A 26,519-nucleotide genomic window follows, 5' to 3' on the forward strand; every position below is an offset into this window, starting at 1 on the left:
CGTGACCTTCGCCGGGTACGACGGGCACCGGGCGGCCCCGACGGGCGCGCGGGACCGTCCACTTCCCGGACGTCATGAATCCGTGCGCCCCCCGTGCATCGGCCGTGCCGGTTAGGTCGGGCTTAGTACCGGTTCCACTCGGGCACACAGCGGGTTAGAGTCGCTTGGCGGAACGCCCGGAGACCGGCGGAAAGCCAGGCCGACAACCTGTCTCACCCCCATGATTGCCTTCCGAGGACACGATGGCCATGCCCCGTCCGACTGCCGCACAGTTCGCCTACGGTACGTGCACCGTGATCTTCTCGACGCTCGCCATGCTGCTGCTGTCGCAGACGAGTTCGGGCCCCGGAGTCGCCCTCATCGCCGTCGCGGCCCTCGCCCTCGGGCTGCTGGTCGCCATGACGGTCCCCCAGCCCAGGACGCGCGCGGTGACCGCCGTGCCGGCCCACCGGCTCGCCGCGCACCGGGAGCCGGTGCAGGTGCCCGCGGCGGCCCGGGTCTCCGCGGGTGCGGGCGAGGTGACGCGCGGTCGGGCCGCCTGAGCCCGAGCGTCCGCGTCCGTCACCGGGTGCTGACCACGACTGTCTTGGCCGCCTTGTCGTGCAGGCCCTGTTTGTAGGGCTTGTCGAAGAAGCTCCAGCCACCAGCGATGATCGTCCACACACAGGCACAGCAGAACGCGAACGGGATCCACAGCACCAGGGCACGGATGAGCGACGTCTGCACCGCGGGCGTCGCCCCGTTGTCCAGGTTGGCCACCCGCATCCCGAGCCACTTCTTGCCGAGGGTCTGGCCCGTCCTCGTGATCATGTAGGTGTCGTACGCGATGTAGAGCACGGCCGCGATCACGGACTGCCCGAAGGACTTGCCGACGGAGACGTCGTCGCCGTCCACCGTGTACTCCTGGACGTTGAAGGCCCAGCTGAGCAACCAGACGACGATGCCCACGAGGATCATGTCGATGATCCGCGCGAGCGTGCGGCGTCCGCTGTCCGCGAGCGGGGGCATCCCGGCCAGCGGATCGCCGGGGTAACCGCCACCGCCGTACGGGTCACCGCCGTAGGGGCCGCCGCCGGGAGGAGGCCCACCGTAGGGACCTCCGCCGCCGGGGGGCGGGGGGCCTCCGGCGGGGGGCGGATTGTCGTAGGGGTTCTTCCTCAGCGGGTCGTCTTCCGGCGGCTGCTGCCCGCCGGAGCCGGGGGGCGGTTCGCTGCTCATGTCCCGAGTCGAACCCGGAGTCTCTCTCCTCGCATCCGGCGAGCGGCCGTCCGGAGTAGTGCGGGTGCGTGGTCCGACGCCGTCCGGGCGGGGTATGACGGTGCGTCGGCGGGTGCGGGTGCGATGTGGTTGCTCGCGCCCGCGCGGCGGAGCCGCATATCCGATACAGCCCCGCGCCCCTTTCAGAGGCGTTCAGTGCACGTACCTCAAGGGGCGCGGGGAACTGCGCGACCAGCCCCGACGCACCCGCACCCGAAAACGAACCCCCCGCTCTCCCCCCCGGCCGAGCTAGCCCGCGACAAACGTGTTGGCGGCCTTGTCGTGCCAGCACTGGTGCCACGGGCGGTCGAACAGGCACCACGCGACGCCGACCACGCCGACGGCCAGGAGGCCCGGGACGCTGTAGACCAGCCAGCGGCGCAGGGCCGCGCCGAAGGACGGCGGCTCGTGGGCCTCGATGTCCCGTACCTCCAGGCCGAGCAGCTTCTTGCCCAGCGTGCGGCCCCACTTGGCGGTGGGCAGCGCCTCGTAGACGACGCCGAAGAGCAGCAGGACGGCGAGCACGATGCCCAGGTACGTGGACGTCGTGCCGTCCAGCAGCCAGACCGTGACGGTCTCGCCGGAGAGCTTGGCCTCGTCGATCTTGTCGTTGACGTGGTCGACCGCCTTGAGGCCGAGCGGTACGGCGGCGACGGCGGTGACGCCCGCGAGGACCACCGTGTCGATCAGCCGGGCGGCCAGCCGCTTGCCGAGACCGGCGGGCCGGGCCGCCGCCTGGCGCCGGGCGGCGGCCTGGAACACGTCCTCGACCGGCGGCTTCCACGGTGCGACGGGCTGCTCGTCGCCGCCCGCCCCGGCCAGCCGGTGCACCTGCTGCGCCCAGGAGGTCTGGCCGCCGCCGGGACCGCCCGCCGCGACCGGCGCGGAGGCGGAGGGCTGCGGCGGGGGAGCCTGGTGGGGCACCGCGGGGGCGGCGGGCGTCGCAGGAGCCTGCGCGGCGGCGGCCCGGGCGGCGGCGGCCTTGCCGGCACCGAAGCCGGGTCCTGAACCGGAGTCGGCACCGGGACCGGAAGGGCCGGTACCGCCGGGACGCGGGCCCGTGCGTGGGGTGACCGCGCGGAAGGTCATGGTGCCCTCGTCCTGCGCGGCGGCGGGGGCGTCCTGCCGTCCCGCCGCGGGCCGGCGGAAGACGAAGGTGTTGCCGGCCTGGTCCTCCGCCCCGCCGGGCGCGGCGCCCGCCGAGGCGTCCGGACGCGCCGTGCCGGAGGCGGCCGCGGCGTCCTGTGCCGGACGGTCGTCGCCCGCCGAGCCCCCTGAGCCCGCCGCCGTGCCCGCCGCGCCGGCGCCCGCGGCCCCCGCCCGGGGGTCGCCCGCGGCCCCGTCGGCCGGTGGTGCCGCCTGCCGGGCGTGCGGGACTCGCGGGTCCGCACCACGCGCCGTGCCGGGCCAGGCGACGCGCTGCTCCGGGGTGTCGGCGGGACCGGACGGGCCGGAGCGATCGGCACCCCAGGCGGTGGCGGACTCGGGACGGCTGCCGTGCTGGGACGCGGCGGCGGGCGGCGGGTCCTCTTCGACCGGGTCCTCGTCGAAGAAGTGCGGCCCTGTCTCCTCGACGGAGGGCCGTGCGCCGGGCGGAGGTGCGAGCGGCTCGCCGTCCTTGGGGGCGGGGCGGCTCGTGCCCGCCACCCAGGAGGCGCCGTTCCAGTAGCGGACGTATCCGGGAATGGACGGGTCCGGGTAATACCCTTCGCGGGGCCTGTCGTCGCCGGGGGCCGGGGTTGGGGCGCTCATGTCCGTCGTCCCGTATCTGCTCGGGGGTTGATAAGGGGGCCTCAACATCTATCAGACGGGCGCAATCCGCACCGCCGGTCCCGCCGTACCCACCCCTTTCCGGGCAACCTCGTGCCGGGACCTTCACATCCGGGCCGGGCTCCGGTCCGGGGCGCGGAAAAAAGTTCTCCGAACCCGCGTAATGCTCCGGGCCCGAGCCGCTCTCTCCACGCAAGGACCGTTCGAGACTCGGGAGAGGAACCCGCCATGCACACCAACCCCACCGGCCCCACCGTCGTGGAACGCGAACTGGAGCTGCGGCTCGTCCTGTCGCCCGAGCACGGCATCCCGGTGCCGGCCAGGCTCGTCTACCACACCGACGACCCCTACGCCGTCCACATCACCTTCCACATCGACTCCGGCCACCCGGTGCACTGGACGTTCGCCCGGGATCTCCTGGTGGAGGGCGTCTTCCGGCCGTCCGGGCACGGGGACGTGCGGGTGTGGCCGTCGAAGGCGGAGGGCCGCAGCGTCGTGCTGATCGCGCTGAGCAGCCCGGACGGCGACGCCCTCCTGGAGGCGCCCACGCCGCAGGTGTCGGCCTGGCTGGAGCGCACCCTGCGGACGGTGCCGCCGGGGACCGAGGGCGCCCAGCTCGGGATCGACGACGGGCTGGCCGAGCTGCTCGCCCGGTGAGGGGCGGCAGCGGTCAGAAGAGCTTGCCCGGGTTGAGGATGCCCAGCGGGTCGAAGACCTGTTTGACGGCCCGCTGCATCTCCAGGCCCACCGGGCCGATCTCCCGCGCCAGCCACTCCTTCTTCAGGACGCCCACGCCGTGCTCGCCGGTGATGGTGCCGCCGAGTTCCAGTCCGAGCGCCATGATCTCGTCGAAGGACTCGCGGGCCCGCCGGGACTCGTCGGGGTCCTGGGCGTCGAAGCAGACGGTGGGGTGGGTGTTGCCGTCGCCCGCGTGCGCGCAGACCCCGATGGTGAGGCCGTACTTGGCGGCGACCCGGTCGATGCCCTCCAGCATCTCGCCGAGCCGGGAGCGGGGCACGCACACGTCGTCGATCATCGTGGTGCCCTTGACGGCTTCGAGTGCGGTGAGGGCCAGGCGCCGGGCCTGGAGGAGGAGTTCGGACTCGGCGGCGTCCTCGGCCGGGACCACCTGCGTGGCACCCGCGGCCTCGCACAGCGCGCCGACGGCGGCGAGGTCGGCGGCCGGGTCGGTGGTGTCGAAGGCCGCGAGGAGCAGTGCCTCGGTGCTCTCCGGCAGACCCATGTGGGCGAGGTCGTTGACCGCCTTGACGGTCGTACGGTCCATCAGTTCGAGGAGGGAGGGGACGTGGCCCCCTTCCATGATCCGGCAGATCGCGTCGCAGGCGGCGGACGCGGAGGCGAACTCGGCGGCCAGCACCAGCTGCTCGGGCGGCTTGGGGCGCAGCCCGAGGACCGCCTTCACGACGATGCCGAGGGAGCCCTCGGAGCCCACGAAGAGCCGGGTGAGGTCGTACCCGGCGACGCCCTTGGCGGTGCGGCGCCCGGTGGACATCAGGCGGCCGTCGGCGAGGACGACGTCCAGGCCGAGGACGTACTCGGCGGTCACCCCGTACTTGACGCAGCACAGGCCGCCGGAGGCGGTGCCGATGTTGCCGCCGATGGTGCACATCTCCCAGCTGGAGGGGTCCGGCGGGTAGTAGAGGCCGTGTTCGTTCACCGCACGGGAGAGCGCGGCGTTGACGACGCCCGGTTCGACGACGGCGACCCGGTCCACCGGGTTGATCTCCAGGATGCGGTCCATCTTCGTCAGGGAGAGGACCACGCAGCCGTCGGTGGCGTTGGCCGCGCCGGACAGGCCGGTACGGGCGCCCTGCGGGACCACCGGGACGCGCAGCTCGGTGGCGGTGCGCATGACGTGCTGGACGTCCTCCACGGTGCGCGGCAGGACGACCACGGCGGGGGCGCCGGCCGGGCAGAAGCTCGCCATGTCGTTGGCGTAGGAGGCCGTGACGTCGGGATCGGTGAGGACGGACCCGGCGGGCAGACCGGCCAGCAGCCGGTCGACGAGGGTGCTCGGGTCGCCGAGAGGGCTGCCGAGGGGGCTGCCCGGGGTGCTGCCGGGGGTGCTGTCGACCGCCGCGGCTGCGTCGTCTTCGTCGCGAGGCGCTTCGATACGGCTCATGATCACAGGCTCGCATCCACGTCCATCGGTGTGAACCCCGCGGGCGGCACCCGTCACCTGCCCGGTGTGATCGTCACATGGGAGCACAGTGAGCGCCATGGAGGTCATGGAGAGGCTCACCCGACGGGAACAGGGCGAGGTACCAGCACCCGGGCGGCCGTCGCGCCGCGGGCGGCGGGTGCTGATCGCCTCCGTCGCCGGGGCCGCCGTACTCGGCGGGGTCCTGGTGCTGCTCCCCTGGGGCGGTGGCGACGCTCCCCCGCCCGCACCCGGGCCGGCGGCGCTGGCACGCGGGGCGGTCACCACCGGCGTGCCCGCCGCGCTGCCCGACCTGGCGGCGCTGATCGGCGACCGGGAGATCCATCTGCGGGCGCATCCGCTGGACGGGGCGTCGTGGGCGGTGCTCGGCGCCGCGTACGTGGAGCAGGGCCGCCGGACGGCGGACGGCGCGAACTGGCCGAAGGCCGAGAAGGCGCTGCGCACCTCGCTGAGGACGGGGCCCGAGCGCAACCCGCAGGCCCTGGAGGGGCTCGCGGCGCTGGCGGTGGCCCGCCGGGACTTCCCCACGGCGAAGAAGTGGGGCGAGAGCGCGGTGCGGGCGGCGCCGAAACGGTGGACGGCGCACGCGGTGCTGATCGGCGCGTACACCGGGCTCGGCGACGACAAGGGCGTGGGCCGGGCCCTGGACAAGGTGATGGAGCTGCGCCCGGACGCGCCGGCCGTGGGAGCGCTGGCGGCGGGCGTCTACCGGGACCGGGGCTGGCGGGAGGACGCGGCGGCCCGGATCTCGGACGCGGCGGCGGCCACCGGGGCACCGGCCGAGCGGGCGGCGTACCTGGAGCAGGCCGGGCGGCTGGCGTTCGAACGCGGGGAGCGGGAGGAGGCGCTGCGGTTCTTCCAGGAGGCGCTGCGCACCGACCCCGACCAGCGGGCCGCGCAGGCCGGGCAGGGCCGGGCGCTGGCGGCGCTGGGCCGGACGACGGAGGCGCTGTCGGCGTACCAGGCGGCGCTGGCCAAGCGGCCCACCCCCGAGTACGCGCTGGAGCTGGGCGAGCTGTACGAGTCGCTGGGCCTCGGGCAGGCGGCGCGGGTGGAGTACGACCTGCTGCGGGAGCGGGCGCGGGACGCCGAGGCGGCCGGCGCCGACGAGCAGCTGGTGCTGGGGCTGCTCGACGCCGACCACGGGGATCCGGCGGCGGCGGTCGAGCGGCTGCGGGCGGAGTGGGGTCGGCAGCCGGGGACGGCGGTCGCCGACGCGCTGGGCTGGGCGCTGCACCGCACCGGTGCGGACGAGGAGGCGCTGGAGTTCGCGACGCTCGCGACCGACGGCGACAAGGGCGGCGGGGTGCGCAGCGCGCTGTACGTCTTCCACCGGGGGGTGATCGAGAAGGAGCTGGGGCGGTCAGGACCCGCGCGGCGGCACCTCGGGGAGGCGCTGACGATCAACCCGTACTTCTCGCCGCTGCGGGCGCCGGAGGCGAGGCGGGCGCTGGCGGAGCTGGGCGAGCCCCCGGTGGAGGGCCCGCCCGACTGAGATCTGCCTTCGAGGAGCTGATGTCAGAGGTTGCCGCGCTTCTCCTGCTCGCGCTCGATCGCCTCGAACAGGGCCTTGAAGTTGCCCTTGCCGAAGCCCATGGAGCCGTGGCGCTCGATCATCTCGAAGAAGACGGTCGGACGGTCCTGGACCGGCTTGGTGAAGATCTGCAGCAGGTAGCCGTCCTCGTCCCGGTCGACGAGGATCTTCAGCTCGCGCAGGATGTCGACGGGCACCCGGGTCTCGCCGGCCCACTCGCCGAGCGTGTCGTAGTACGAGTCGGGGGTGTCCAGGAACTCGACGCCGGCCGCCTTCATCGCGCGGACGGTCGCCACGATGTCGTTGGTGTTCAGCGCGATGTGCTGGACGCCGGCGCCGCCGTAGAACTCCAGGTACTCGTCGATCTGGGACTTCTTCTTGGCGACGGCGGGCTCGTTGATCGGGAACTTGACCTTGAGGGTGCCGTCCGCGACCACCTTGGACATCAGCGCGCTGTACTCGGTGGCGATGTCGTCGCCCACGAACTCCTTCATGTTCGTGAAGCCCATGACCTTGTTGTAGAAGCCGACCCACTCGTTCATGCGGCCGAGTTCGACGTTGCCGACGCAGTGGTCCACGGCCTGGAAGACGCGCTGCTCGGGCGGCGCGACCATCGGCTTGGCGGCGACGTACCCGGGCAGGTACGGGCCGTCGTAGCCGGTGCGCTCGACGAGGGTGTGCCGGGTCTCGCCGTAGGTGGCGATGGCGGCGAGGACGACGGTGCCGTGCTCGTCCTTGACCTCGTGCGGCTCGGCGAGCGAGCGGGCGCCGTGCTCGACCGCGTAGGCGTGGGCGGCGCGCGCGTCCGGGACCTCGATGGCGAGGTCGACGACGCCGTCGCCGTGCTCGGCGACGTGCTGGGCGAGGAAGGTGCCCCAGTCGGTCGAGGGCTTGATCACCGAGGTGAACACGAAGCGGGCGGAGCCGCTCTCCAGGACGTAGCTCGCGGTCTCCCGGCTGCCGTTCTCCGGTCCGGAGTACGCGACCAGCTTCATGCCGAAGGCGGTGGAGTAGTAGTGCGCGGCCTGCTTGGCGTTGCCCACGGCGAAGACGACCGCGTCCATTCCCTTGACCGGGAAGGGGTCGGCCTGCCGGGCGGTGTCGGGAGTGTGGTGTGTGGTCTGCGTCATAGCCGCAGGTTCTCCCCTGTCCGCAAGGTGCGCAATAGTTTGCGTTTCCAGTGGGCAACCTGCCCAGTGATACGCCGGTGGGTGCAGGCGATCTGTACAGGATGACCAGCGGGGAGGGTGTGGCTGTGGCGGGCAAGGGGATCGACCGGCTGGACGGACGGATCATCGGTCTGCTGGCGCGGGAGCCGCGGATCGGGGTGCTGGAGATGTCCCGGCGGCTCGGGGTGGCGCGCGGCACGGCGCAGGCGCGGCTCGACCGGCTTCAGTCGAACGGAGTCATCCGCGGATTCGGTCCGGAGGTGGACCCGGCGGCCCTCGGCTACCCGGTCACCGCGTTCGCCACGCTGGAGATCCGGCAGGGCCAAGGAGCGGACGTACGGGCGCACTTGGCGACGGTGCCGGAGGTGCTGGAGCTGCACACCACGACCGGCACCGGGGACATGCTGTGCCGTCTGGTGGCCCGCTCGAACGCCGATCTCCAGCGGGTGATCGACCGGGTTGTCGGTTTTGATGGCATCGTCCGGGCCGCCACGGCGATCGTCATGGAGAACCCCGTTCCGCTGCGGATCATCCCGCTGGTGGAGCAGGCGGCCGAGGACAGCGGCGGACACGACTGAGGCGGGCCCGATCCCGGAGGTGAGCGGACGTGAACTTCTGGGACTTCCTGGGCAGCCGCCACCAGCAGCTGCTCGCCGACGCCTACCAGCACGCCAGCGCGGTCTTCCAGTGCATGGTCGTGGCGACCCTGATCGGGGTGCTGATCGGCGTCCTCACCTACCGCAGCGACTGGGCGGGGAACGTGGCGACCCTGTCCACGTCGGCCATCCTCACCATCCCGTCGCTGGCCATGATCGGTCTGCTCATCCCGATCCTGGGGCTCGGTGTGCCGCCGACGGTGACCGCGCTGACCCTGTACGGGCTGCTGCCGATCGTGCGCAACTCGATCGTGGGCCTGCGCGGGGTCGACCCGGCGCTGGTGGACGCCGCCAAGGGCATCGGGATGTCGCGTCCGGCGCGGTTGCTGCGGGTGGAGCTGCCGCTGGCCTGGCCGCCGATCCTGACCGGCATCCGGGTCTCCACGCAGATGCTGATGGGCATCGCGGCGATCGCCGCCTACGCCTCCGGGCCGGGCCTCGGCAACGAGATCTTCCGCGGGATCGCCTCGCTGGGCAGCAAGAACGCGCTCAACCAGGTCCTCGCGGGCACGCTCGGGATCATCGTCCTGGCCCTGCTGTTCGACGCGGCGTACGTGCTGCTGGGACGGCTGACCATTCCGAGGGGGATCCGTGTCTGAGACTTCCGTGTCCGGTTCTGGTTCCGGCTCCGGCTCCAGCTCCGGCTCCAGCTCCGGTTCCGTTTCCGACGACAACCGCGGCGAGGCGTCCGGCGGCACCACCGGCGCGACCATCGAGCTGGAGTCCCTCACCAAGCGCTACCCCGGCAATCCGCAGCCCGCCGTCGAGAACGTGTCGATGGAGATCAAGGCCGGGGAGACGGTCATCTTCGTGGGCCCCTCGGGCTGCGGGAAGTCCACCACCCTGAAGATGATCAACCGGCTGATCGAGCCGAGCGGCGGACGCATCCGCATCAACGGCGAGGACGTCACGGACATCGACCCGGTGAAGCTGCGCCGCAAGGTCGGCTACGCGATCCAGTCCTCCGGTCTCTTCCCGCACATGACCGTCGCCCAGAACATCGCACTCGTACCGAAGATGATCGGCTGGTCGAAGGCGCGGATCCGGGACCGGGTGGAGGAGATGCTGGACCTGGTCGGCCTGGACGCCGGGGAGTTCCACAGCCGCTATCCGCGTCAGCTCTCCGGCGGCCAGCAGCAGCGGGTGGGCGTGGCGCGGGCGCTGGCGGCCGATCCGCCCGTGCTGCTGATGGACGAGCCGTTCGGCGCGGTCGACCCGATCACCCGGGACCACCTCCAGGACGAGCTGATCCGCCTCCAGCACGAGCTGCACAAGACGATCGTCTTCGTCACCCACGACTTCGACGAGGCGATCAAGCTGGGCGACCGGATCGCCGTGCTCCGCGAACGCTCGCACATCGCGCAGTTCGACACCCCGGAGGCGATCCTCACCAACCCGGCGGACGACTTCGTCTCCGGCTTCGTGGGCGCCGGCGCGGCCCTCAAGCGCCTGAACCTGACCCGGGTGCGGGACGTGGGCATCACGGACTACCCGACGGTGACCGTGGAGGACCCGCTCCAGGACATCTTCGACCGGCTGCGGGAGTCGGGCACCAACGAGATCCTGCTCCTGGACCGGCGCGGGCGCCCCTACAAGTGGCTGCGGCGCGGCGACCTCATGCGGGCCAGGGGCTCGCTGGCGCGGGCCGGGACGCTGGTCCACGACACGGTGACCCGGGACGCGACACTGCGGGACGCCCTGGAGGCGGTGCTCACCGACAACGCGGGGCGGGTCGCGGTCACCGGGCGGCGCGGCACGTACGAGGGCGTCGTGGACATGGAGACGCTGATGAACTCCGTGCACGAACTGCTGGAGGCCGACCGGCTGGACGCGCTGGAGCACCAGCACGACCTGGAGGAGACCCGGGCCACGCAGACGCACACCGAGCAGGAGGGCTTCGGCGAGGTCGGAGGCCGCGCGTGAGCAGCTCCTCCCGCCCCCTGCCCGGCCGCCGCCCCGCGGGCGAGCACGAGGTGAAGGGGCTCGCCTTCCGGGACGAGGGGGAGGACGACGGCGGGGAGGAGGGCGGGGCTCCTCGGCAGTCCCCGGTTGCGGCCGGCCCCCGGGTCGGCTGGCGCAAGCTGACCTTCCTGCCCGTCGCCCTGATCGCCGTACTGCTGGCGACCTGGCTGTGGTACCGGCAGGCGGACCTGGACGCGCTCAGCCGGAACGCCCTCGGCAACGGCCAGGTCACCAAGGCGCTGTGGCAGCACGTCCAACTCACGGTGATCTCCACCTTCTTCGTGCTGATCATCGCGATCCCGCTGGGCATCCTGCTCACCCGCAAGGCGTTCCGCAGGGCCACCCCGTTCGCGATGGCCTTCGCCAACATGGGCCAGGCGACCCCGGCGATCGGCCTGCTGGCGCTGCTGGTGATCTGGCTGGGCATCGGCCGCAGGGCCGCGCTGATCGGCATCATCATCTACGCCGTCCTGCCCGTGCTCTCCAACACCATCGCCGGTCTGAAGGCCAACGACCCGACGCTCCTGGAGGCGGCCCGCGGCATCGGCATGTCCCCGCTGGGCGTCCTCGCCCGGGTGGAACTCCCGCTGGCCGTCCCGCTCATCCTGGCCGGTGTGCGCACGGCCCTGGTCCTGAACGTCGGTACGGCGACGCTGGCGACCTTCGGCGGCGGCGGTGGCCTGGGCGTGCTGATCACCACCGGGATCACCAGCCAGCGGATGCCGGTGCTGGTGCTGGGCTCGATCCTCACCGTCGCCCTCGCCCTGCTGGTGGACTGGCTGGCCTCGCTGGCGGAGCTGCTGCTGCGGCCGCGGGGCCTGGAGGTGGGCACGTGAGGCGGCGCATCTGCTGGACCCTGGCCGCGGTACTCCTTGCGGCTCCCGCCGGCTGCGGGCTGACCAGCGGCTCCCCGATGGTCGACGACGTGGAACCGGGCACCATCGGCAAGGGGAAGCCGCTGGACGGGGCCGACCTCACGGTCACCTCGAAGGAGTTCACCGAGCAACTGGTCCTCGGCGCGATCATGGGCATCGCCTTCGAGGCGGCCGGGGCGGAGGTGCTCGACCGCACCGGCATCCAGGGCTCGGTCGGCACCCGCGCGGCGGTCGAGAACGGCGACGCCGACGCCACGTACGAGTACACGGGCACCGCGTGGATCACGTACCTGGGCAACAGCAAGCCGATCCCCGACCCGGAGCAGCAGTGGAAGGCGGTGAAGGAGGCCGACGCGAAGAAGGGCCTGACGTGGCTGCCGCCGGCCCGGCTGAACAACACGTACGCGCTGGCGATGAACCAGGCGAACTACAAGAAGTACCGGACGAAGACCCTCTCGGAGGTCACCGCCCTGTCCAAGTCGGACCCGGGCGCGGTGACGCTGTGCGTGGAGGGCGAGTTCGCCAACCGCGCGGACGGCCTGCCGGGCCTGGAGAAGGCGTACGGCATGTCGCTGCCCGCCGGGAACATCACCCAGATGGACACCGGCATCATCTACACCCAGACCGCGAAGGGCGCCTGCACCTACGGCGAGGTGTACACCACCGACGGGCGGATCAAGTCCATGAACCTGGTGGTGATGGAGGACGACAAGAAGTTCTTCCCGAACTACAACGCGGCACCCATGGTCCGTACGGCCACCCTGAAGAAGTGGCCGGCGATCGCGTCGGTCCTGGACCCGGTCACGAAGGCGCTGACCAACGACGTGGCGCAGACCCTGAACGCGAAGGTGGACGTGGACGGCGAGGACCCGCACCAGGTGGCGCTGGACTGGATGAAGGAGAGGGGCTTCGTGAAGGAGGGGTAGTGAGAGGTCCGGGGCCGCGGTGCTCAGCAGGCGGGCACGTCGCCCTTCCCGCTCTCCAGCGCCTTGAGCGAGTCGACGGCGCCCTTGAGAGTGGTGACCGGGATCAGCCGCAGCCCCTTCGGCAGCTCGGCCTGCGCGTCCGAGCACTCCGCCTTCGGTACGAGGAACACGGTGGCGCCGTCCCGCCGGGCGGCCTGCGTCTTGAGCGGCACCCCGCCGACGGCGCCGACCTTGCCGCCGTCGGTGATCGTCCCGGTGCCCGCGACGACCTTGCCCCCGGTGAGGTCGCCGGCGCCGAGCTTGTCGACGATGCCGAGCGAGAACAGCAGCCCGGCGCTGGGCCCGCCGACGTCCTCCAGGCGGAGCTCGACGTCGACGTCGTCCTGGTCCATCCGGAGGTACCGCAGCGCGGCCGCGGTGGCGGAGTCCTGGGACTCCTTCATCTGCTCCTGGTTGTACTGCTCGATCTCGCTCACGTCGTCGCCGCTCGGGTAGACGGCGTCGCGCGGCATCACGGCCCGGTCGGTGTCGAACCAGCTGCCGAGCACGTCCCCGAGGTGGACACTCGCGTCCGGCCCGGTCGCCTCGATCGTCGTCATCCGCAGCTGCCCGCTGGTCTCGTGCGTCGGCGCGCCGCTGATCGTGATCACCTCGGCCCCCTGGTTCTCGCCCAGCACGTCGGCCGTCAGCCCCGGCTGCGCCACGGAGAACGGCAACGGCGCGAACAGGGCGGTCGCGAGCAGCGCCACGACGGGCAGACCGCAGACGGCGAGGAACTGGGGACGCGTGAGACGAGAGAGCACGAAGTCAATCTAACGTGGCGCGGTCCGCGGGGCTCCGACGCCCGGGCACGCCCCGGCTCACCGCAGTGCCTCCGCCACCTCTCGGGCCGCGTGCATCACGCGTTCGCCCACGCGCTCGGGGACGACGTCCGCCAGCATCACCACGCCGACGCTGCCCTCCACTCCCGTCACGCCGAGCAGGGGCGCTGCCGCGCCGCAGGCGCCGGCCTCAAGTTCGCCGTGGGTGAGGGTGTAGCCGGGGGCGTCCGGGTCCTCGCCGGGGGGCTGGGGCGGGCGGCGGGCGGCCAGGATGGCCTTGCCGGCGGCGCCCCGTTCCAGGGGGTGGCGGAAGCCCGCGCGGTAGGCGACGTGGTAATCGGTCCAGGTCGGCTCCACGACGGCCACGGCCAGGGCTTCCGCGCCGTCCACCAGGGTCAGGTGGGCCGTCGCCCCTATGTCCTCGGCGAGGGCGCGCAGGGCCGGCATCGCGGCCTCGCGGACCAGGGGGTGCACCTGGCGGCCGAGGCCCAGTACGCCGAGGCCGACGCGGGCCCGGCCGCCCAGGTCGCGGCGTACGAGCGCGTGCTGCTCCAGCGTGGCGAGCAACCGGTACACGACAGTCCGGTTGACGCCCAGTTTGTGGGACAGCTCGGTGACGGTCAGCCCGTGGTCCGTGTCGGCCAGCAGCTTGAGGACCCGCAGGCCCCTGTCGAGCGTCTGAGAGGTCTCCGCGGTCACGACGCCCACTCCTTAGTGGTGAGGTCGGCGGCCCTCCTCGCGGTGTGTGCGTCACCGAGTCCCGTCAGTGACGCGCTTCAGAGGCCGCCGATCGGCTGACGGCCCGGCCTTGTCCCGGGCCCAGTCGCTTCACGGCTGCGCTCCGCGGCGGCGCTGCCACGGGGCGTGTGCGTAGCGGGACAGTAACTACCAGGTCCGCTCAGCGGAAGGCTCCGTCCAGAATCCGGGCGCCAACCGTTATCCACTGCCGGTGTTTGTCCCGGTACGTACTGCGCACGCCCCCGGTGCCGCACCGCCCCCTGCCGCCCCCGCGTCACTTCATCCGCGTCGCCCATTCCTGCACCTTGGCGATGCGCTGTCGAAGCTGTCCGCCGGTCGCCTCGGCGCTGGGCGGGCCGCCGCACACGCGGCGCAGCTCGGTGTGGATCACGCCGTGCGGTTTGCCGCTCTGGTGGACGTAGGCGCCGACCATGGTGTTGAGCTGCTTGCGCAGCTCCATCAGTTCCTTGTGGGAGACCACCGGGCGGCGGTCGGCGGGCAGTTCGAGCAGGTCGGCCTCTTCGTCGGGCTTCTTGCGGCTGTGCGCGATCTGCCGGGCCTGCCGCTTCTGGAGCAGCATCTGCACCTGGTCGGGCTCCAGCAGCCCCGGGATGCCGAGGTAGTCCTGCTCCTCCTCACTCCCCGGGTGGGCCTGCATGCCGAACTCGGCGCCGTTGTACATGACCCGGTCAAAGGTGGCCTCGGACTCCAGTGCCTCGAAGGCGAACTGCTCCTGCTCGCCGGTGTCCTCGTCCTGTTCCCGGTTGGCCTCGTCCATCTCCTTCTCGGACTCGGCGTAGGGGTCCTCCTCGCCTTCCTTCTTGGGCTTGTCGAGGACGTGGTCCCGCTCGCGCTCCATCTCGTTGGCGAAGGTGAGCAGGTCGGGCACGGTGGGGAGGAAGACGGAGGCGGTCTCGCCGCGGCGGCGGGACCGGACGAAGCGGCCCACCGCCTGGGCGAAGAACAGGGGGGTGGAGATCGTCGTGGCGTAGACGCCGACCGCGAGGCGGGGCACGTCGACCCCCTCGGACACCATGCGGACGGCGACCATCCAGCGGTCGGTGCCCTGGCTGAAGGTGTCGATGTTCTTCGAGGCCCCGGCGTCGTCGGACAGCACGACCGTGGCCTTGTCGCCGGTGATCTCGCGGATCAGCTTGGCGTAGGCGCGGGCGGAGTCCTGGTCGGCGGCGATGACGAGCGCCCCGGCGTCCGGGATGGCCTTCCTGACCTCGGTCAGGCGCTGGTCGGCGGCGCGCAGCACGGCGGGCATCCACTCGCCGCGCGGGTCGAGCGCGGTGCGCCATGCCTGGCTGACGGCGTCCTTGGTCATGGGCTCACCCAGGCGTGCGGCGATCTCGTCGCCCGCCTTCGTGCGCCAGCGCATGTTGCCGCTGTAGCTCATGAAGATGACGGGGCGCACGACGCCGTCGGCGAGCGCGGAGCCGTACCCGTAGGTGTAGTCGGCGGCGGAGCGGCGGATGCCGTCGTTGCCCTCCTCGTACGCCACGAAGGGGATGGGGTTGGTGTCGGAGCGGAACGGCGTGCCGGTGAGCGCGAGGCGCCGGGTGGCGGGCTCGAATGCCTCCAGGCACGCCTCGCCCCAGGACTTGGAGTCGCCGGCGTGGTGGATCTCGTCGAGGATGACGAGGGTCTTGCGCTGCTCGACGCGGTTGCGGTGCAGCATGGGGCGCACGCCGACGCCCGCGTAGGTGATGGCGATGCCCTGGTACTCGCGGCTGAGCGGGCCCGCGCTGTACTCGGGGTCGAGCTTGATCCCTATCCGCGCGGCGGCCTCGGCCCACTGCTTCTTCAGGTGCTCGGTCGGCGCGACGACGGTCACCTGCTGCACGACGTGGTGGTGCAGCAGCCAGGACGCCAGCGTCAGCGCGAAGGTCGTCTTTCCGGCGCCGGGGGTGGCGACGGCCAGGAAGTCCCGGGGCTGGTCCTGGAGGTACTTCTCCATCGCCCCCTGCTGCCAGGCCCGCAGCTTGCCGGCGGTGCCCCAGGGGGCACGGCCGGGGAAGGCCGGGGACAGGTGGTGCGAGGTGCTGGAGCTGGCGGTGGTAGTCACGGTCTCCGAAGGGGGTAGAGCGGCTCGGCCACGTATGACAACCGGGCCACCCTACCGGCGGGCCGCGGCGATCACCGTGCTCACGGGGGCGGGTCACCCCCGGGTGGGACGGACGTCACAACCGCCCCGCCCGCCGCACGGCGCTCACTTCTCCCGCACCCGCGTCGCCACCCAGGCCCCTGCCAGGGCCACCGCCGCCATCGGCAGGAACACCGCCGCGAAGGCGGCCGGGTGGGAGCCGGTCGCCTCGGTGGCCGTGTGGCTGACCGTTCCGCCGCCGAGCGCCGCGAAGGCCGCGCCGCCGGCCGACAGCAGGACGACGTTGGAGAGGCCGTCGGAGATCTGGAGGGCGGCGGAGTTGGTGCCGGCCTCCTCGGGGGCGGACAGCTTGAGCAGGAGCACGCTGGTGGAGGAGATCACCAGGCCCATGCCGAAGCAGCCGAAGGCCCAGGCGACGGCCACCGTCCAGGCGGGGACGGCGTCGATCAGCACGCTGGGGGCCGTGGTGATGGCCGCCGCGACCAGGAGCATGCCGAGGGCCATCAGACGCTCCCGGTACGGTTCCAGGCGCGGCCGGGACTGGAGCCAGGAGCCGCCGGCCCAGGTCGCTCCGCCGGCCGCCAGGGAGAGTCCGGCCAGGGTGGGGCTGAGCCCCCGCTGCGTGACCAGCATCAGCGGGACGAAGGACTCGGCGGCGATGAAGGACCCCGCGGCCACCCCGCGCAGCAGGACCACGGAGGGCAGGCCGCGCACCGCCCGGTAGGTGCCGCGCGGCAGCAGCCCGAGCACGGCGGGCACGAGCAGCGCGACGCCCACGGCTCCCGGCAGCAGGGCGATCGGGCGCAGGTCCTGGGCGGCGTACTGGAGCAGGCCCGCGCCCAGCGAGATGGCGAGGGCGAGGCGGATCCGGCGCCGGTCGAAGGAGGCGGGCGCGTCCCCTCCGCCGACGGGACCTGCCGCGCGGCTGCGTATCTGCGGCAGCGCGAGGGCCAGCGGGACGACGACCAGCACCGGGATGCCGACGAACACCCAGCGCCAGCCGAGGTGTTCGGTCACCGCACCGGAGGCGAGGGGGCCGACGACGGACGGGACCACCCAGCCCGCCGCGAACGCCGCCATGATCGCGGGCCGCAGCCGCTCCGGGTAGGCCCGCCCGACGACGACGTACAGCGCGACGATCACGAGGCCGCCGCCGAGCCCCTGCACGGCCCGCCCGAGGATGAACAGCCACATCGCGCCCGCCGTCCCGGACAGCACGAGCCCGGCCGCGAAGGAGGCGATGCCGGTCGTCAGCGGGGCCAGCGGCCCGCGCCGGTCCGACCACTGCCCGGAGAGCACCATCCCGAACAGGCTGGTCGTGAAGTATCCCGAGAACGCGAACGCGTACAGCGACACCCCGTCCAGCTCCCGCGCCGCCACCGGCATCGCCGTGCCGACCGCCGTCGCCTCGAAGGCGATCAGCACGATGACGGAGACGATGCCGATGCTCAGCGCCCGGTAGGCGCGGCTCAGCACAGTCTCGGCGGGCGCGGCGGTGACGGGGGCGGGCTCGGCGGGGACGGCGACATCGGTGTCGCGGGGCTCAGGGACGGTCATGGTCGCCAGAGTAAGGGCCACAGCCCCCTGTGACCCCTGTCGAGAGACGGTCCAGGACCGGGACCTTGGTCGTACGACTCGTCGGTCACGGCGCAGAGGCCGGCGAGCCGCCGAGGGTGTCCCGGCCGGGAGGGCAGGTCGGTCGCCGCTGGTGGGACGGTGGCCCTGAACGGGCCGAGCAGGCCCCGCTTCAGGCGAGGGGAGACTGCGGCGACGGTGGCGGTGGCGGTGGCCCTGCCGGTACGCGGGTCGACCGCGGGAGTTGCGTGCGTACCCGCCCGTCGCGCCGGTCCGTCAGATGACCTCCTTCTCCTCGGTGACCATCACGGCCACGGAGCCCATGTCGATGAACCGTGCCTCGTCGGGGTTGACCAGCGTCCGGTAGTTGTCGGAGGCGAAGAAGGCGTTGTGGTCCTCCCAGTCCTCGAACCAGATCTCCGTCAGGCCGTCATAGGCCCGGGGCGGGTAGTTCTCGGCGGGGACCGGGTGCGACACGGCGTACTTGCGGACGTAGCGCTCCGCCTCCGGGATGGAGGTGAACAGCGGCGCGTGCCGATTCCGGTGGTGGTCGACGAAACGCTCGTACGACATGCCCTCGACGCGGTTGATCATGAAGATGAGCTTCAGCATGGAGTTAACCTAAATGCTCACATCGATGTCAGGGGCAAGGGGAAGCAGGAGGCATGGAAGGGGTTCGGCATGCGGATCGGTGAATTGTCCGCCCGGACGGGAGCCAGCCGCCGGTCGCTGCGCTACTACGAGGAGCAGGGCCTGCTCGTCAGCTCCCGCTCGCCCAGCGGACAGCGTCACTACAAGGACGAGCACGTCCAGCGGGTACGCCTGGTGCAGGCGTTTTTGGCGGCGGGCGTGTCCAGCGGGACCCTCGTCGAGATGGTGCCCTGCATGGCCGAGCCGAGCGAGGACAGGGCGCGGCAGGCACTGGAGATCATGGAATGCGAGCGAGCCCGGCTGTCCGAGGACATCGACGGCCTCGTCGCCGCCAGAGACGCGCTGGACCACCTCATCGAGGACAACCGCGCGTACCTGACACGGTCGGCGGACGGCGAGGTCTGAACCGGGCGGCGTGTGGGTCGGCGTGCGGACCAGAGCAGGACGCCTGCGGCCGGAGGTGCTCCTGGCTTCCGCTCCCAGATGCCGTCGATGACCCGCATGCGAGGCCCGTTGGGCTCGGTGGCCGTTCATGAACGGCGTATGGCAGTCGTGTTGCGGCCCGCCCGGATCCCTTGAGCACATCCCCGGCCCCGGCCTACCGTCGAGGGACCGAGTCACAGACCCGGCCGTGTGCCCGAGTGGTTGAGGGGCTCGCCTGCAAAGCGAGTTACGCGGGTTCGATCCCCGCCACGGCCTCCACCAGCGCGAGCAGTACGCGCATTCCCCACGCCTCCGAACTGCGGACCGAGGCGTGTTGCGTTGGAGCGCGCTTCAACTCGTAGGTTCCGAGGCGTGCGATACATCAAACTCGGAACGACCGGACTGGAAGTCTCCGCCATCGCCCTCGGCTGCATGAGCTTCGGCGAGCCTGACCGGGGCGGCGAGCCCTGGTCGCTGGGTGCGGACCCCAGTCGGGAGATCATCCAGCAGGCCCTCGAGGGCGGCGTCAACTTCCTCGACACGGCCAACGGGTACAGCGCCGGAAGCAGCGAGGAGATCGTCGGACAGGCGGTCAGGGACTTCGCCCGGCGCGAGGAGGTCGTCCTCTCCACCAAGGTCTGGATGCGGATGCGCCCCGGCCCGAACGGCGCCGGGCTGTCCCGCAAGGCGATCTTCGCCGAGCTCGACGCCTCCCTGAAGCGACTGGGGACGGACTACATCGACCTGTACCAGATCCACCGCTGGGACTACGACACCCCGATCGAGGAAACCCTCGAGGCGCTGCACGACGTGGTCAGGTCCGGGAAGGTCCGCTACCTCGGAGCCTCCTCCATGTACGCCTGGCAGTTCGCCAAGGCCCTGTACCTGGCCGACCTGAACGGCTGGACCCGGTTCGTGTCGATGCAGGACCACTACAACCTCATCCACCGGGAGGCGGAGCGCGAGATGCTCCCGCTCTGCGCCGACCAGGGCATCGGCGTGATCCCGTGGAGCCCGCTGGCGCGGGGCAGGCTGACGCGGGCCCGGGACACCGCCACGGCGCGTGCCGGGACCGACGAGGGCGGCAGGATCCTCTACCGCGACGAGGACCAGGCGGTGGCCGAACGCGTCCAGGAGATCGCGGGCAGGCGGGGTCTGTCCCCGGCGCAGGTCGCCCTGGCCTGGGTCATGCGCCACCCGGTGGTGACCTCGCCCATCGTCGGGGTCACCAAGCCGGCCCAGCTGGCCGACGCGATCGCCGCGGTGGACGTCGAACTCGACGAGGACGAGGCCGCCTACCTGGAGGAGCCCTACCAGCCGCACGAGGCCGCCTACCTGGAGGAGTCCTTCTACAAGGCACGCCCCGTGGCCGGCTCCCGGTAGTCCGGGCCGCCGCCGGCCACCGCCTCCAACCGCCCGGCCCGGCGCAGTGCCCAGAGGGTGAGGGCGAGGGCGGAGACGTCCGCCACCAGGGGGTGGAGGGTGCCGTCGGGGGTCCTCCAGGTCAGGACGGTGCCCGTCGTGCCGTCGACGACCACGTGGGCGCCGTCCGCCAGCCGTCCCAGGCGTACGAGGTGGTCCGCGCCGGGCGGGGCCGGGTGGTCCGGGTGCTCCTCGCAGTACTCCGCGAGCGTCGGCAGCGGCAGGTCGCCCGCGTCGAGGCGGAAGGGGTGGGCGTCCTCGGGCAGGCCCGTGTCGTGCAGGAGGCGGCGGGTGGGCTCGTGGGTGAGGGTTCTCGGGAAGTCGAGGTCCTCGAAGCGTGTCACGCGGTGGCGGCCGAACTCCCGGTCCAGGAAGCGGGGCGGCAGGTCGCGGGAGGTCCCCGGCTCAGCGCGGTGGGTCATTGCCAGCAGCAGGCAGCTCATCAGGGTGGAGGTGTTCCACAGGGACGGGCGCTCGCCGCTCGCCTGTGGTCGCCGGGTGGCGCCGCGGGTCCACGACGGGTCCTCCACGGACGTCGCGAGGCGGACGCGGGAGACCAGCGAGAGGGGCGGCGTGCGGACGTCCGTCGCCGCGTCCCGCGTGGTCGTCGTACCGCCGGTGACCGCGTGCATGTCTCCCCCGAGAAAGTATGGCCGTCCGTGTGCCGACGGCTGTCGTTCGCGCTCCTTCGGAGACTACGCGCCACCACTGACAACGCCCCTGCGCACGGACCCCGTTCGCCCCGTAGGACGCGCCCGGCGCCCCACGCGTTGCCTCACGCGCGCGAGCGGCGCGACATCCGCTCAGTGACCGGTCGCCACCGCCGCCTGCGGCCGGATCGGGAGCCGGTTCACCGGACGTCCCGTGGCCGCGCGCACCGCGGAGGCGACGGCCGCCGGGGACGCCACCACCGGGGCCGCGCTGACGGCCTTGGCGCCGAAGGGCGCGACCACGTCCCGCTCCTCCACGAGCTTCACGATCCGGATGTCCGGGGCGTCCAGCGCGGTCGGCAGGGCGTAGCCGGTCAGGTCGGGGTGGCGGATCAGACCGCGCGGGGTGCGGAGGTTCTCCGTGAGCGCGATGCCGACGCCCTGCGTGACGCCCGCCTCGATCCGGGCGGTCAGCTGCGCCGGGTTCAGCACCCGGCCGACGTCCTGGGCGACGGCCAGCTCCACCACCCGTACCGAGCCGATCTCGATGTCCACGTCCACGACCGCGCGGATCGCGCAGAAGGCCATGCCGACGAACGCGTCGCCCTGCCCGGCCTCGTCCAGCGGCTCGGTCGGGTGCGGGCGGCACTGGGCGGTGGCCCACAGTTCCTTGCCGTCCAGCGCTTCGGCGACCGTCGTCGACAGGACGCCGTCGTAGGAGGTGATCTTGCCGTCGGCGATCTGGAGCAGCTCCGTGGACATGCCGAACTGGTGCGCCAGCGGCTGGAGGAGCTGGGTGCGGACCATCTTGGCCGCCCGCTCCACCGCACCGCCCGACACCCAGGTGTGCCGGCCCCGGCAGCCCGCGCCGGCCGGCGGCTGGTCGGTGTCGACGGGCGCCACCTGCACCTCGTCGACGCCGAGGGTGTCCTGCACGATCTGCCGGGCCAGCGTGGTGAAGCCCTGGCCGGTCTCGACGGCCGCGCACAGCACGGTCGCCACGCCGTCCTGGACCTTCACGGTGGCCGTGGAGACCTCGTCCGCGCCCTCGGCGCCCAGCATGTGCACCATGCCGATGCCGTAGCCGACGCCCCGGCGCACCGCGCCCGGTTCGCCCGCGCCCTCGGGGCCGCCTGGCAGCAGCCACTCGTCCTCGGGCGTGTCCTTGGGGAGGGCCGGGAGCGGGAAGTCGCGGACGGCCTGGAGGAGTTCGGCGACCGGCGCCGGGCAGGTGACGGTCTGGCCGGTGGGCAGCACGTCGCCGGTGGCCAGGACGTTGCGCAGCCGCACCTCGGCCGGGTCCAGGCCGAGTTTCTTGGCGACCTTGTCCATCTGCGCCTCGTACGCGGCGCACGCCTGCATGGCGCCCTCGCCGCGCACATGGCCGGAGGGCGGGTTGTTGGTGCGCACCGCCCAGCCCTCGATGAAGGCGTTCGGGACGACGTAGGGGCCGCAGGCGAAGGCCACCGCCGCGGCCAGGGCGTCGGACGAGGTGTCGGCGTACGCGCCCGCGTCGAGCAGGATCTGCGCCTCGACCTTCACGACCCGGCCCTCGGCGTCCGCGTGGTGGCGGTAGCGCAGGAGGGTGGGGTGGCGGTGGGTGTGGCCGAGGAAGGACTCCTCGCGCGTGGCGGTCAGTTTCACCGGGCAGCCGGTCTTCAGCGCGAGCAGGCCGAGCGGGAGCTGGAAGCCCTGGTCCTCGCGGTCGGCGGTGGCCCCCGGCACCCCGGTGACGACGATCTTCACCTGTTCGGGCGGCAGGCCGTAGCACGCGGCGGCGGTGTCGCGGTCGCCGTGCGGGTCGGTGGAGGCCAGGTACAGCTCCACGCCGCCGTCGGGACGCGGTACGGCAAGACCCGCCTCGGCCCCTATGGGCGCCGGGTCCTGACGGCCGATGCGGTACAGGCCCTCGACGACGATCTCGCCGGCCGCCTCCGGGTCGCCGTGGCGCAGCGGGATGTGCCGGATCAGGTTGCCGTCGGGGTGCAGCGGCTCGGCCTCGAATGCCTGCTCCGGATCGGTGACCGGATCGAGCACCTCGTACTCGACGATTACGGCGGCGGCGGCCATCCGGGCGGTGTCCGGGTGGTCGGCGGCGACGGCGGCGAGCGGCTCGCCGTGGTGGCGTACGACCTCGGAGGCGAAGACCGGCCGGTCGGCGTGGCCGCCGCGGCCGTGCAGCGGGGTGCCGGGCACGTCCTCGTGCGTGACGACGGCCCGTACGCCGGGCATCTCGCGCGCGTGGGTGGTGTCGATGGACACGATGCGCGCGTGCGGGTGCGGTGAGCGCAGGACGGCCGCCCACAGCAGGCCCTCGGCCCACAGGTCGGCGGCGTAGGGGAAGGTGCCCTCGGTCTTGGCGCGGGCGTCGGCCGGCGGCAGGGAGGCGCCGAGGCCGTGCGGGATCGGCTCGGGGGCCGGGGTCGCCGCCTCGGCGGTTCCCTCGGCCTCCGCAGTAGCGGCGTCGTTGCTCACGCGTGGCCTCCGTCCCGGCCGTGGGTGCCGTGGTCGCCGTGGTCGTCGTACGGCGGCTGGTCGTGCGGTCCCGGCGCGTCCTGCGCGCCGGGCGGTGGCGGGGAGTCGAACGCCGCCGGGTTGACGCCGCCCGCGCCGGGCCCGGCCTGGTGCGGGATGCGGGGTTCCGCGGAGTCGGCGCCCGTCTGCGCGTCGGCGTCGGCGTGCGCCTCGCGTTCGGCGACGACCTCCTGGACGGCCTCCAGGACGCCCCGGTAGCCGGAGCAGCGGCACAGGTTGCCGCACAGCGCCTGGCGGGCCTCCAGTTCGGTCGGGGCCGGGTTGCCCTCCAGGAGGTTGTGCACGGTCATCGCCATGCCCGGCACGCAGAAGCCGCACTGCACCGCGCCGCGCCGGGCGAGCGCACGCTGCACGTCCGACGGCTGTCCGTCGGCGGCCAGGCCCTCCACGGTGCGCACCTCGCTGCCCGCCGCGGTCACGGACGGGACCAGGCAGGAGGCGACGAGACGCCCGTCGACCTGCACGTTGCAGGCGCCGCACTCGCCCTGCGAGCAGCCGTCCTTGGCGCCGGCCAGACCGAGCCGTTCACGCAGCACGTACAGCAGCGACTCGCCGATCCAGGCGTCGGTGACGGGCCGGTCGGCGCCGTTGACGCGCAGCACGTAGGAGGCGAGGGGGTGTTCCTCCCGCGGGCCGGCGGGGGCCGCCGGTTCCGGGGCGCCGTCGGGGTCGGGGGCGGCCTCGGTGGCGCCCGCGTCGGTCTCGGCTCCGTCCGCGACGGTACGGGCGTCGGCCGCGTCCGCCGGCCCGGTCCCCTGACCGGCCGGACCGGACACCTCGGCCGCACTGCTCCGGGGGCCGTCGGCCGGCACCGGGCGCGGCCCTGCCGCGGGTGCCTGTCCGTGCTCCCGGCCGGGCTCGGGCATACGCTCCCGGGCGGCGCCCGGTGCCGGGCCCGTCACGGGCCCTTCAGCGTCCTCCGAGTGGGCCCCGGCGCTCGCCTCCTCGGCGGGACCCGCCGAGCGCCCTGCCGGGCCCTCAGCGGCCTCCTCGGCCCCACGGGGCCCGTCGGTCACCGCTACGGCGGGGTCCGCGGAGTCTGCGGGCGCGTGCGGGTACGGGCCGTCGGCGGGGTGGGAGCCGTCCGGGCCCGCGCCCGCCTCTCCCCCGTGCCGGCTCGCGTCGGCGCCGGCGGCCAACGCGTCCGCGGGTACGGTCGGGTGCGGTCCGTGCGGGCCGACGGCGGAGTCCGGTCCGTGGTCCGCATCGGCACCGGGACCGGAGTCGAGCCCGTGCCCGTGCTCGTGTCCGCTGGCGGTCGAGCCGTATTCGGGCCCTCCCACGCCGGGGCCGTGCCCGTACGCGGGGCCGGTCGGGTGCTGGCTGTGCGGGCCGGCGGCGGGGCCGGGGCCGCCGACGGTTGATTCGGATTCGTGGCCGGTACCGACGCCGGCACCGGAGTCGGGCCCCTGCCCGTGCTCGTGTTCGGTCGCGGTCGAGCCGTAGCCGGGTCCGCCCACGCCGGGACCGGGCCCGTGCGCGCTCCCGGCGGGCCGTTCCTCGTCGGCAGGTGCGGTGGGCACGGCGCCCTCGCCCCACGGCTGGCCCGTCGGCTGCGTCGCCCAGGGTGCGGGAGCGCCGCCGGGGAGGGTGGCCGGAGCGCCGGCGCCCCACTGCTCGGCCAGGGACGAGGTGGTGAACTCGCCCGATTCGTCCGGCAGGTCGCCGTCGGCCACGGGGATGGACCACTGCCCGGTCACGTCCTGGCCGGGGGCGGGCCTGGCCGCCGCGGCATCGGTCTCGGCCTGCGACGCCTGCGAGAAGTCCCACTGTGCGGTGTCGCCCGGCCGGTAGCCGAACCGGTCGTCCTGACCGGCGTTCACGTCGTAGGGCGCCGCCGCGCCGTACGGGTCCTGCTGGGCCGCGTAGTCCCCGTACCCCTGGTGGGCGGCGTGGTCCTGACCGGCGTCCGGGACCTGCCACTGGGTGCCGTCCACGGGCGCGGACGGGGCCGTCGGCACCGCCCAGGAACCGGTGGCGGCCGGGTCGGTGCCCGCAGTGGTGGCGGGCGCGACGGTGATCTGGGGTGGCACGTAGCCGTGTCCGGGCGCGGCGAGCGGGCTCTCGGAGGAGGCGAGGAGCGCGTCCACGCCGCCTTCGGGGAGCTTCACGAAGGCGGTGGCGCCGTCGTCGTAGTCGCCCTGGGGCAGCGGGTCCCAGCGTCCGCCGCCCGAGGGCGCGCCCCCGGTGTGCCGGTCGCCGTACTGATCGCCGTACTCGTCGCCGTGCTGGTCGTCGGTCACGACAGTGCCCTCCCCAGTGCTCGTCGGGCCAGCGCGGCGACGGTGCGCCGCAGGTGCAGTACGGCGGGCGGAAGCTGCGCCACGGAGCCGTCCTCGTCCGGGGCCGCGTCGGGGATGCAGGCCGCGGCGACGTACTCGCCGAAGCCGTGCAGCGCCTCCGGGACGACGGCGCGGCCGTTGTCCCAGTCGATGAGCGAGGCCACCCACTGCTCGGCCTCCAGGGGCCGCAGCGGCATCGGCGCGATGGCGCCCACCGCGCAGCGCACGCCGCGCCGGGCGGGGTCGAGGACCAGTGCCACGGACGCCGTCGCGCGGCCGGGTCCGGTGCGGCCGGTCGCCTTCAGGAAGACCTGCGGCGCGTGCAGCAGCGGCACGCGCACGTAGCCGATGAGTTCTCCCGCGCGGAGCATCTCCATGCCCGCAAGCAGGTGCGAGACCGGCATCTCCCGGCGGGCCCCGTCCGGGCCCGCGATGATCAGCGTCGCCTCCAGGGCGGCCAGCACCGGCAGCGCGTCCCCGGTGGGGGCGGCCGAGGCGATGTTGCCGCCGAGGGTTCCGGCGTTGCGGATCTGCGGCGGACCTGCGGCCCGCGCGGCGGCGGCGAGCGCCGGGATGAGCGCGGCGAAGTCGGGGCGGCCCATGCGGGCGTGGGTGAGGCCCGCGCCGAGCAGCGCGTGCCCGTCCTGGTACTGCCAGCCGCGGATCTCGCTGATCCGGCCGAGGCCCACCAGCGCGGCGGGCCTGAGCTGGCCGGAGTTGACGGCCGCCATCAGGTCGGTGCCGCCCGCGACCGGAACGGCCGCGGGCATCGCGGTGAGCGCCGCCACGGCCTCGTCCAGTGTCGTGGGCAGCGTGACGGCCTGCGCCGCCTGCGGTGCGTGCGTGGTCAAACCGACTGCCCCTTCCCGCTGTCCCACCTGGTCCCGCCCATGTGGCCGTACGGTACGACCTGACAGGGCGGACGTGGCAACTCTGGCACATCTTTGCAGGGCCCGAACGCAGGGGTCCGCTAGGAGGCAT

At 73.2% G+C, this 26,519-nt stretch carries 23 protein-coding genes and 1 tRNA gene; 11 read left to right on the forward strand and 13 right to left on the reverse strand.

Translation table 11 applies throughout. From position 1 onward, the window contains the following. Nucleotides 1-248: 248 nt before the first annotated feature. Entirely contained in the window at nt 249-542 is a 294-nt protein-coding gene (locus IE258_RS11620; protein WP_189742451.1) for a hypothetical protein, read from the forward strand. Nucleotides 543-561: 19 nt separating this feature from the next. On the opposite strand, the gene IE258_RS11625 is transcribed toward IE258_RS11620, so the two are convergent. After that, nucleotides 562-1,218 (reverse strand): RDD family protein, encoded by a 657-nt coding sequence (locus tag IE258_RS11625; RefSeq protein WP_189742454.1) that lies wholly within the window; start codon nt 1,216-1,218, stop codon nt 562-564. Nucleotides 1,219-1,506: 288 nt separating this feature from the next. Then, nucleotides 1,507-3,009 carry an RDD family protein gene (locus IE258_RS11630; protein ID WP_189742458.1) on the reverse strand — a complete coding sequence of 501 codons (1,503 nt, stop codon included), beginning with the start codon at nt 3,007-3,009 and terminating at the stop codon, nt 1,507-1,509. Between the two features lie 246 nt (nt 3,010-3,255). Here IE258_RS11630 and IE258_RS11635 point away from each other — a divergent pair, with 246 nt between their 5' ends. Beyond that, nucleotides 3,256-3,684 carry an SsgA family sporulation/cell division regulator gene (locus IE258_RS11635; RefSeq protein WP_159328819.1) on the forward strand — a complete coding sequence of 143 codons (429 nt, stop codon included), beginning with the start codon at nt 3,256-3,258 and terminating at the stop codon, nt 3,682-3,684. Nucleotides 3,685-3,697: 13 nt separating this feature from the next. Here IE258_RS11635 and IE258_RS11640 read toward each other — a convergent pair whose 3' ends face one another. Next, the gene (locus IE258_RS11640) at nt 3,698-5,176 is read right to left on the reverse strand and encodes an FAD-binding oxidoreductase (protein ID WP_373309742.1); all 1,479 of its coding nucleotides are present in this window, start codon (nt 5,174-5,176) and stop codon (nt 3,698-3,700) included. Nucleotides 5,177-5,267: 91 nt separating this feature from the next. Here IE258_RS11640 and IE258_RS11645 point away from each other — a divergent pair, with 91 nt between their 5' ends. Continuing rightward, complete coding sequence (locus IE258_RS11645; RefSeq protein WP_189742464.1) at nt 5,268-6,704, forward strand: tetratricopeptide repeat protein; 1,437 nt, start codon at nt 5,268-5,270, stop codon at nt 6,702-6,704. Between the two features lie 23 nt (nt 6,705-6,727). Here the strand turns inward: IE258_RS11645 and hppD are convergent, their stop codons facing one another. Continuing rightward, the gene (gene hppD / locus IE258_RS11650) at nt 6,728-7,873 is read right to left on the reverse strand and encodes a 4-hydroxyphenylpyruvate dioxygenase (protein WP_052841708.1); all 1,146 of its coding nucleotides are present in this window, start codon (nt 7,871-7,873) and stop codon (nt 6,728-6,730) included. Between the two features lie 101 nt (nt 7,874-7,974). Here hppD and IE258_RS11655 point away from each other — a divergent pair, with 101 nt between their 5' ends. From IE258_RS11655 to IE258_RS11675, 5 genes are all read left to right on the forward strand, one after another. Beyond that, nucleotides 7,975-8,490: an Lrp/AsnC family transcriptional regulator gene (locus IE258_RS11655; RefSeq protein ID WP_179235632.1), complete on the forward strand. Its 516-nt coding sequence runs from the start codon at nt 7,975-7,977 to the stop codon at nt 8,488-8,490. A 29-nt stretch (nt 8,491-8,519) separates the two neighbouring features. Next, entirely contained in the window at nt 8,520-9,167 is a 648-nt protein-coding gene (locus tag IE258_RS11660; protein ID WP_159328817.1) for an ABC transporter permease, read from the forward strand. Between the two features lie 112 nt (nt 9,168-9,279). Then, complete coding sequence (locus IE258_RS11665; RefSeq protein WP_189742674.1) at nt 9,280-10,491, forward strand: betaine/proline/choline family ABC transporter ATP-binding protein; 1,212 nt, start codon at nt 9,280-9,282, stop codon at nt 10,489-10,491. Beyond that, the gene (locus tag IE258_RS11670) at nt 10,488-11,366 is read left to right on the forward strand and encodes an ABC transporter permease (protein ID WP_189742467.1); all 879 of its coding nucleotides are present in this window, start codon (nt 10,488-10,490) and stop codon (nt 11,364-11,366) included. Before IE258_RS11665 ends, IE258_RS11670 begins: the two co-directional genes overlap by 4 nt. After that, a complete protein-coding gene (locus tag IE258_RS11675) occupies nt 11,363-12,331 on the forward strand; it encodes a glycine betaine ABC transporter substrate-binding protein (protein WP_189742469.1) in 969 nt (322 codons plus the stop codon). The genes IE258_RS11670 and IE258_RS11675 overlap by 4 nt, the downstream gene beginning before the upstream one ends. Nucleotides 12,332-12,354: 23 nt before the next feature. Here the strand turns inward: IE258_RS11675 and IE258_RS11680 are convergent, their stop codons facing one another. The 5 genes from IE258_RS11680 to IE258_RS11700 form a co-directional block, all read right to left on the reverse strand. Next, entirely contained in the window at nt 12,355-13,134 is a 780-nt protein-coding gene (locus tag IE258_RS11680) for a S16 family serine protease (RefSeq protein WP_189742472.1), read from the reverse strand. A 57-nt stretch (nt 13,135-13,191) separates the two neighbouring features. After that, entirely contained in the window at nt 13,192-13,851 is a 660-nt protein-coding gene (locus IE258_RS11685; RefSeq protein WP_159328811.1) for an IclR family transcriptional regulator, read from the reverse strand. A gap of 313 nt (nt 13,852-14,164) precedes the next feature. After that, nucleotides 14,165-15,961 carry a DEAD/DEAH box helicase gene (locus IE258_RS11690; protein ID WP_161377752.1) on the reverse strand — a complete coding sequence of 599 codons (1,797 nt, stop codon included), beginning with the start codon at nt 15,959-15,961 and terminating at the stop codon, nt 14,165-14,167. A 144-nt stretch (nt 15,962-16,105) separates the two neighbouring features. Next, the gene (locus tag IE258_RS11695) at nt 16,106-17,557 is read right to left on the reverse strand and encodes an MFS transporter (protein ID WP_189742475.1); all 1,452 of its coding nucleotides are present in this window, start codon (nt 17,555-17,557) and stop codon (nt 16,106-16,108) included. Between the two features lie 294 nt (nt 17,558-17,851). Beyond that, nucleotides 17,852-18,187, reverse strand: coding sequence for an EthD domain-containing protein (locus tag IE258_RS11700; protein ID WP_189742477.1), 336 nt, complete (start codon nt 18,185-18,187; stop codon nt 17,852-17,854). A 69-nt stretch (nt 18,188-18,256) separates the two neighbouring features. Between IE258_RS11700 and IE258_RS11705 the strand changes: the two genes are divergently transcribed. The 3 genes from IE258_RS11705 to IE258_RS11715 all read left to right on the forward strand — a co-directional run bounded on the left by IE258_RS11705 (nt 18,257) and on the right by IE258_RS11715 (nt 20,032). Beyond that, nucleotides 18,257-18,631, forward strand: a complete 375-nt coding sequence (locus tag IE258_RS11705; RefSeq protein WP_189742480.1) for a MerR family transcriptional regulator — start codon at nt 18,257-18,259, stop codon at nt 18,629-18,631. Nucleotides 18,632-18,853: 222 nt separating this feature from the next. Continuing rightward, nucleotides 18,854-18,928: transfer RNA gene (locus IE258_RS11710), tRNA-Cys, on the forward strand. A gap of 93 nt (nt 18,929-19,021) precedes the next feature. Beyond that, nucleotides 19,022-20,032: an aldo/keto reductase gene (locus IE258_RS11715; RefSeq protein ID WP_189742483.1), complete on the forward strand. Its 1,011-nt coding sequence runs from the start codon at nt 19,022-19,024 to the stop codon at nt 20,030-20,032. Here the strand turns inward: IE258_RS11715 and IE258_RS11720 are convergent. The 4 genes from IE258_RS11720 to IE258_RS11735 form a co-directional block, all read right to left on the reverse strand. Then, a complete protein-coding gene (locus tag IE258_RS11720) occupies nt 19,999-20,703 on the reverse strand; it encodes an SUKH-4 family immunity protein (protein ID WP_229892059.1) in 705 nt (234 codons plus the stop codon). The genes IE258_RS11715 and IE258_RS11720 overlap by 34 nt on opposite strands. A gap of 171 nt (nt 20,704-20,874) precedes the next feature. Continuing rightward, entirely contained in the window at nt 20,875-23,196 is a 2,322-nt protein-coding gene (locus tag IE258_RS11725; RefSeq protein ID WP_189742486.1) for a xanthine dehydrogenase family protein molybdopterin-binding subunit, read from the reverse strand. Continuing rightward, a complete protein-coding gene (locus IE258_RS11730) occupies nt 23,193-25,499 on the reverse strand; it encodes a 2Fe-2S iron-sulfur cluster-binding protein (RefSeq protein ID WP_189742488.1) in 2,307 nt (768 codons plus the stop codon). Before IE258_RS11730 ends, IE258_RS11725 begins: the two co-directional genes overlap by 4 nt. After that, a complete protein-coding gene (locus IE258_RS11735; protein ID WP_159328805.1) occupies nt 25,496-26,389 on the reverse strand; it encodes an FAD binding domain-containing protein in 894 nt (297 codons plus the stop codon). Before IE258_RS11735 ends, IE258_RS11730 begins: the two co-directional genes overlap by 4 nt. Nucleotides 26,390-26,519: the final 130 nt, after the last annotated feature.

It is taken from the genome of Streptomyces tendae, from assembly GCF_014650435.1.
In the GTDB taxonomy this organism is placed as follows: domain Bacteria; phylum Actinomycetota; class Actinomycetes; order Streptomycetales; family Streptomycetaceae; genus Streptomyces; species Streptomyces tendae.

Excerpts from the sequence above, each read along its gene's own strand:
- IE258_RS11635 (WP_159328819.1), top strand. The coding sequence starts at position 3,256 with ATGCACACCAACCCCACCGGCCCCACCGTCGTGGAACGCGAACTGGAG.
- IE258_RS11625 (WP_189742454.1), bottom strand. The coding sequence starts at position 1,218 with ATGAGCAGCGAACCGCCCCCCGGCTCCGGCGGGCAGCAGCCGCCGGAA.
- IE258_RS11695 (WP_189742475.1), bottom strand. The coding sequence starts at position 17,557 with ATGACCGTCCCTGAGCCCCGCGACACCGATGTCGCCGTCCCCGCCGAG.
- IE258_RS11705 (WP_189742480.1), top strand. The coding sequence starts at position 18,257 with ATGCGGATCGGTGAATTGTCCGCCCGGACGGGAGCCAGCCGCCGGTCG.
- IE258_RS11645 (WP_189742464.1), top strand. The coding sequence starts at position 5,268 with ATGGAGGTCATGGAGAGGCTCACCCGACGGGAACAGGGCGAGGTACCA.
- IE258_RS11700 (WP_189742477.1), bottom strand. The coding sequence starts at position 18,187 with ATGCTGAAGCTCATCTTCATGATCAACCGCGTCGAGGGCATGTCGTAC.
- IE258_RS11655 (WP_179235632.1), top strand. The coding sequence starts at position 7,975 with ATGACCAGCGGGGAGGGTGTGGCTGTGGCGGGCAAGGGGATCGACCGG.
- IE258_RS11720 (WP_229892059.1), bottom strand. The coding sequence starts at position 20,703 with ATGCACGCGGTCACCGGCGGTACGACGACCACGCGGGACGCGGCGACG.
- hppD (WP_052841708.1), bottom strand. The coding sequence starts at position 7,873 with ATGACGCAGACCACACACCACACTCCCGACACCGCCCGGCAGGCCGAC.
- IE258_RS11630 (WP_189742458.1), bottom strand. The coding sequence starts at position 3,009 with ATGAGCGCCCCAACCCCGGCCCCCGGCGACGACAGGCCCCGCGAAGGG.
- IE258_RS11620 (WP_189742451.1), top strand. The coding sequence starts at position 249 with ATGCCCCGTCCGACTGCCGCACAGTTCGCCTACGGTACGTGCACCGTG.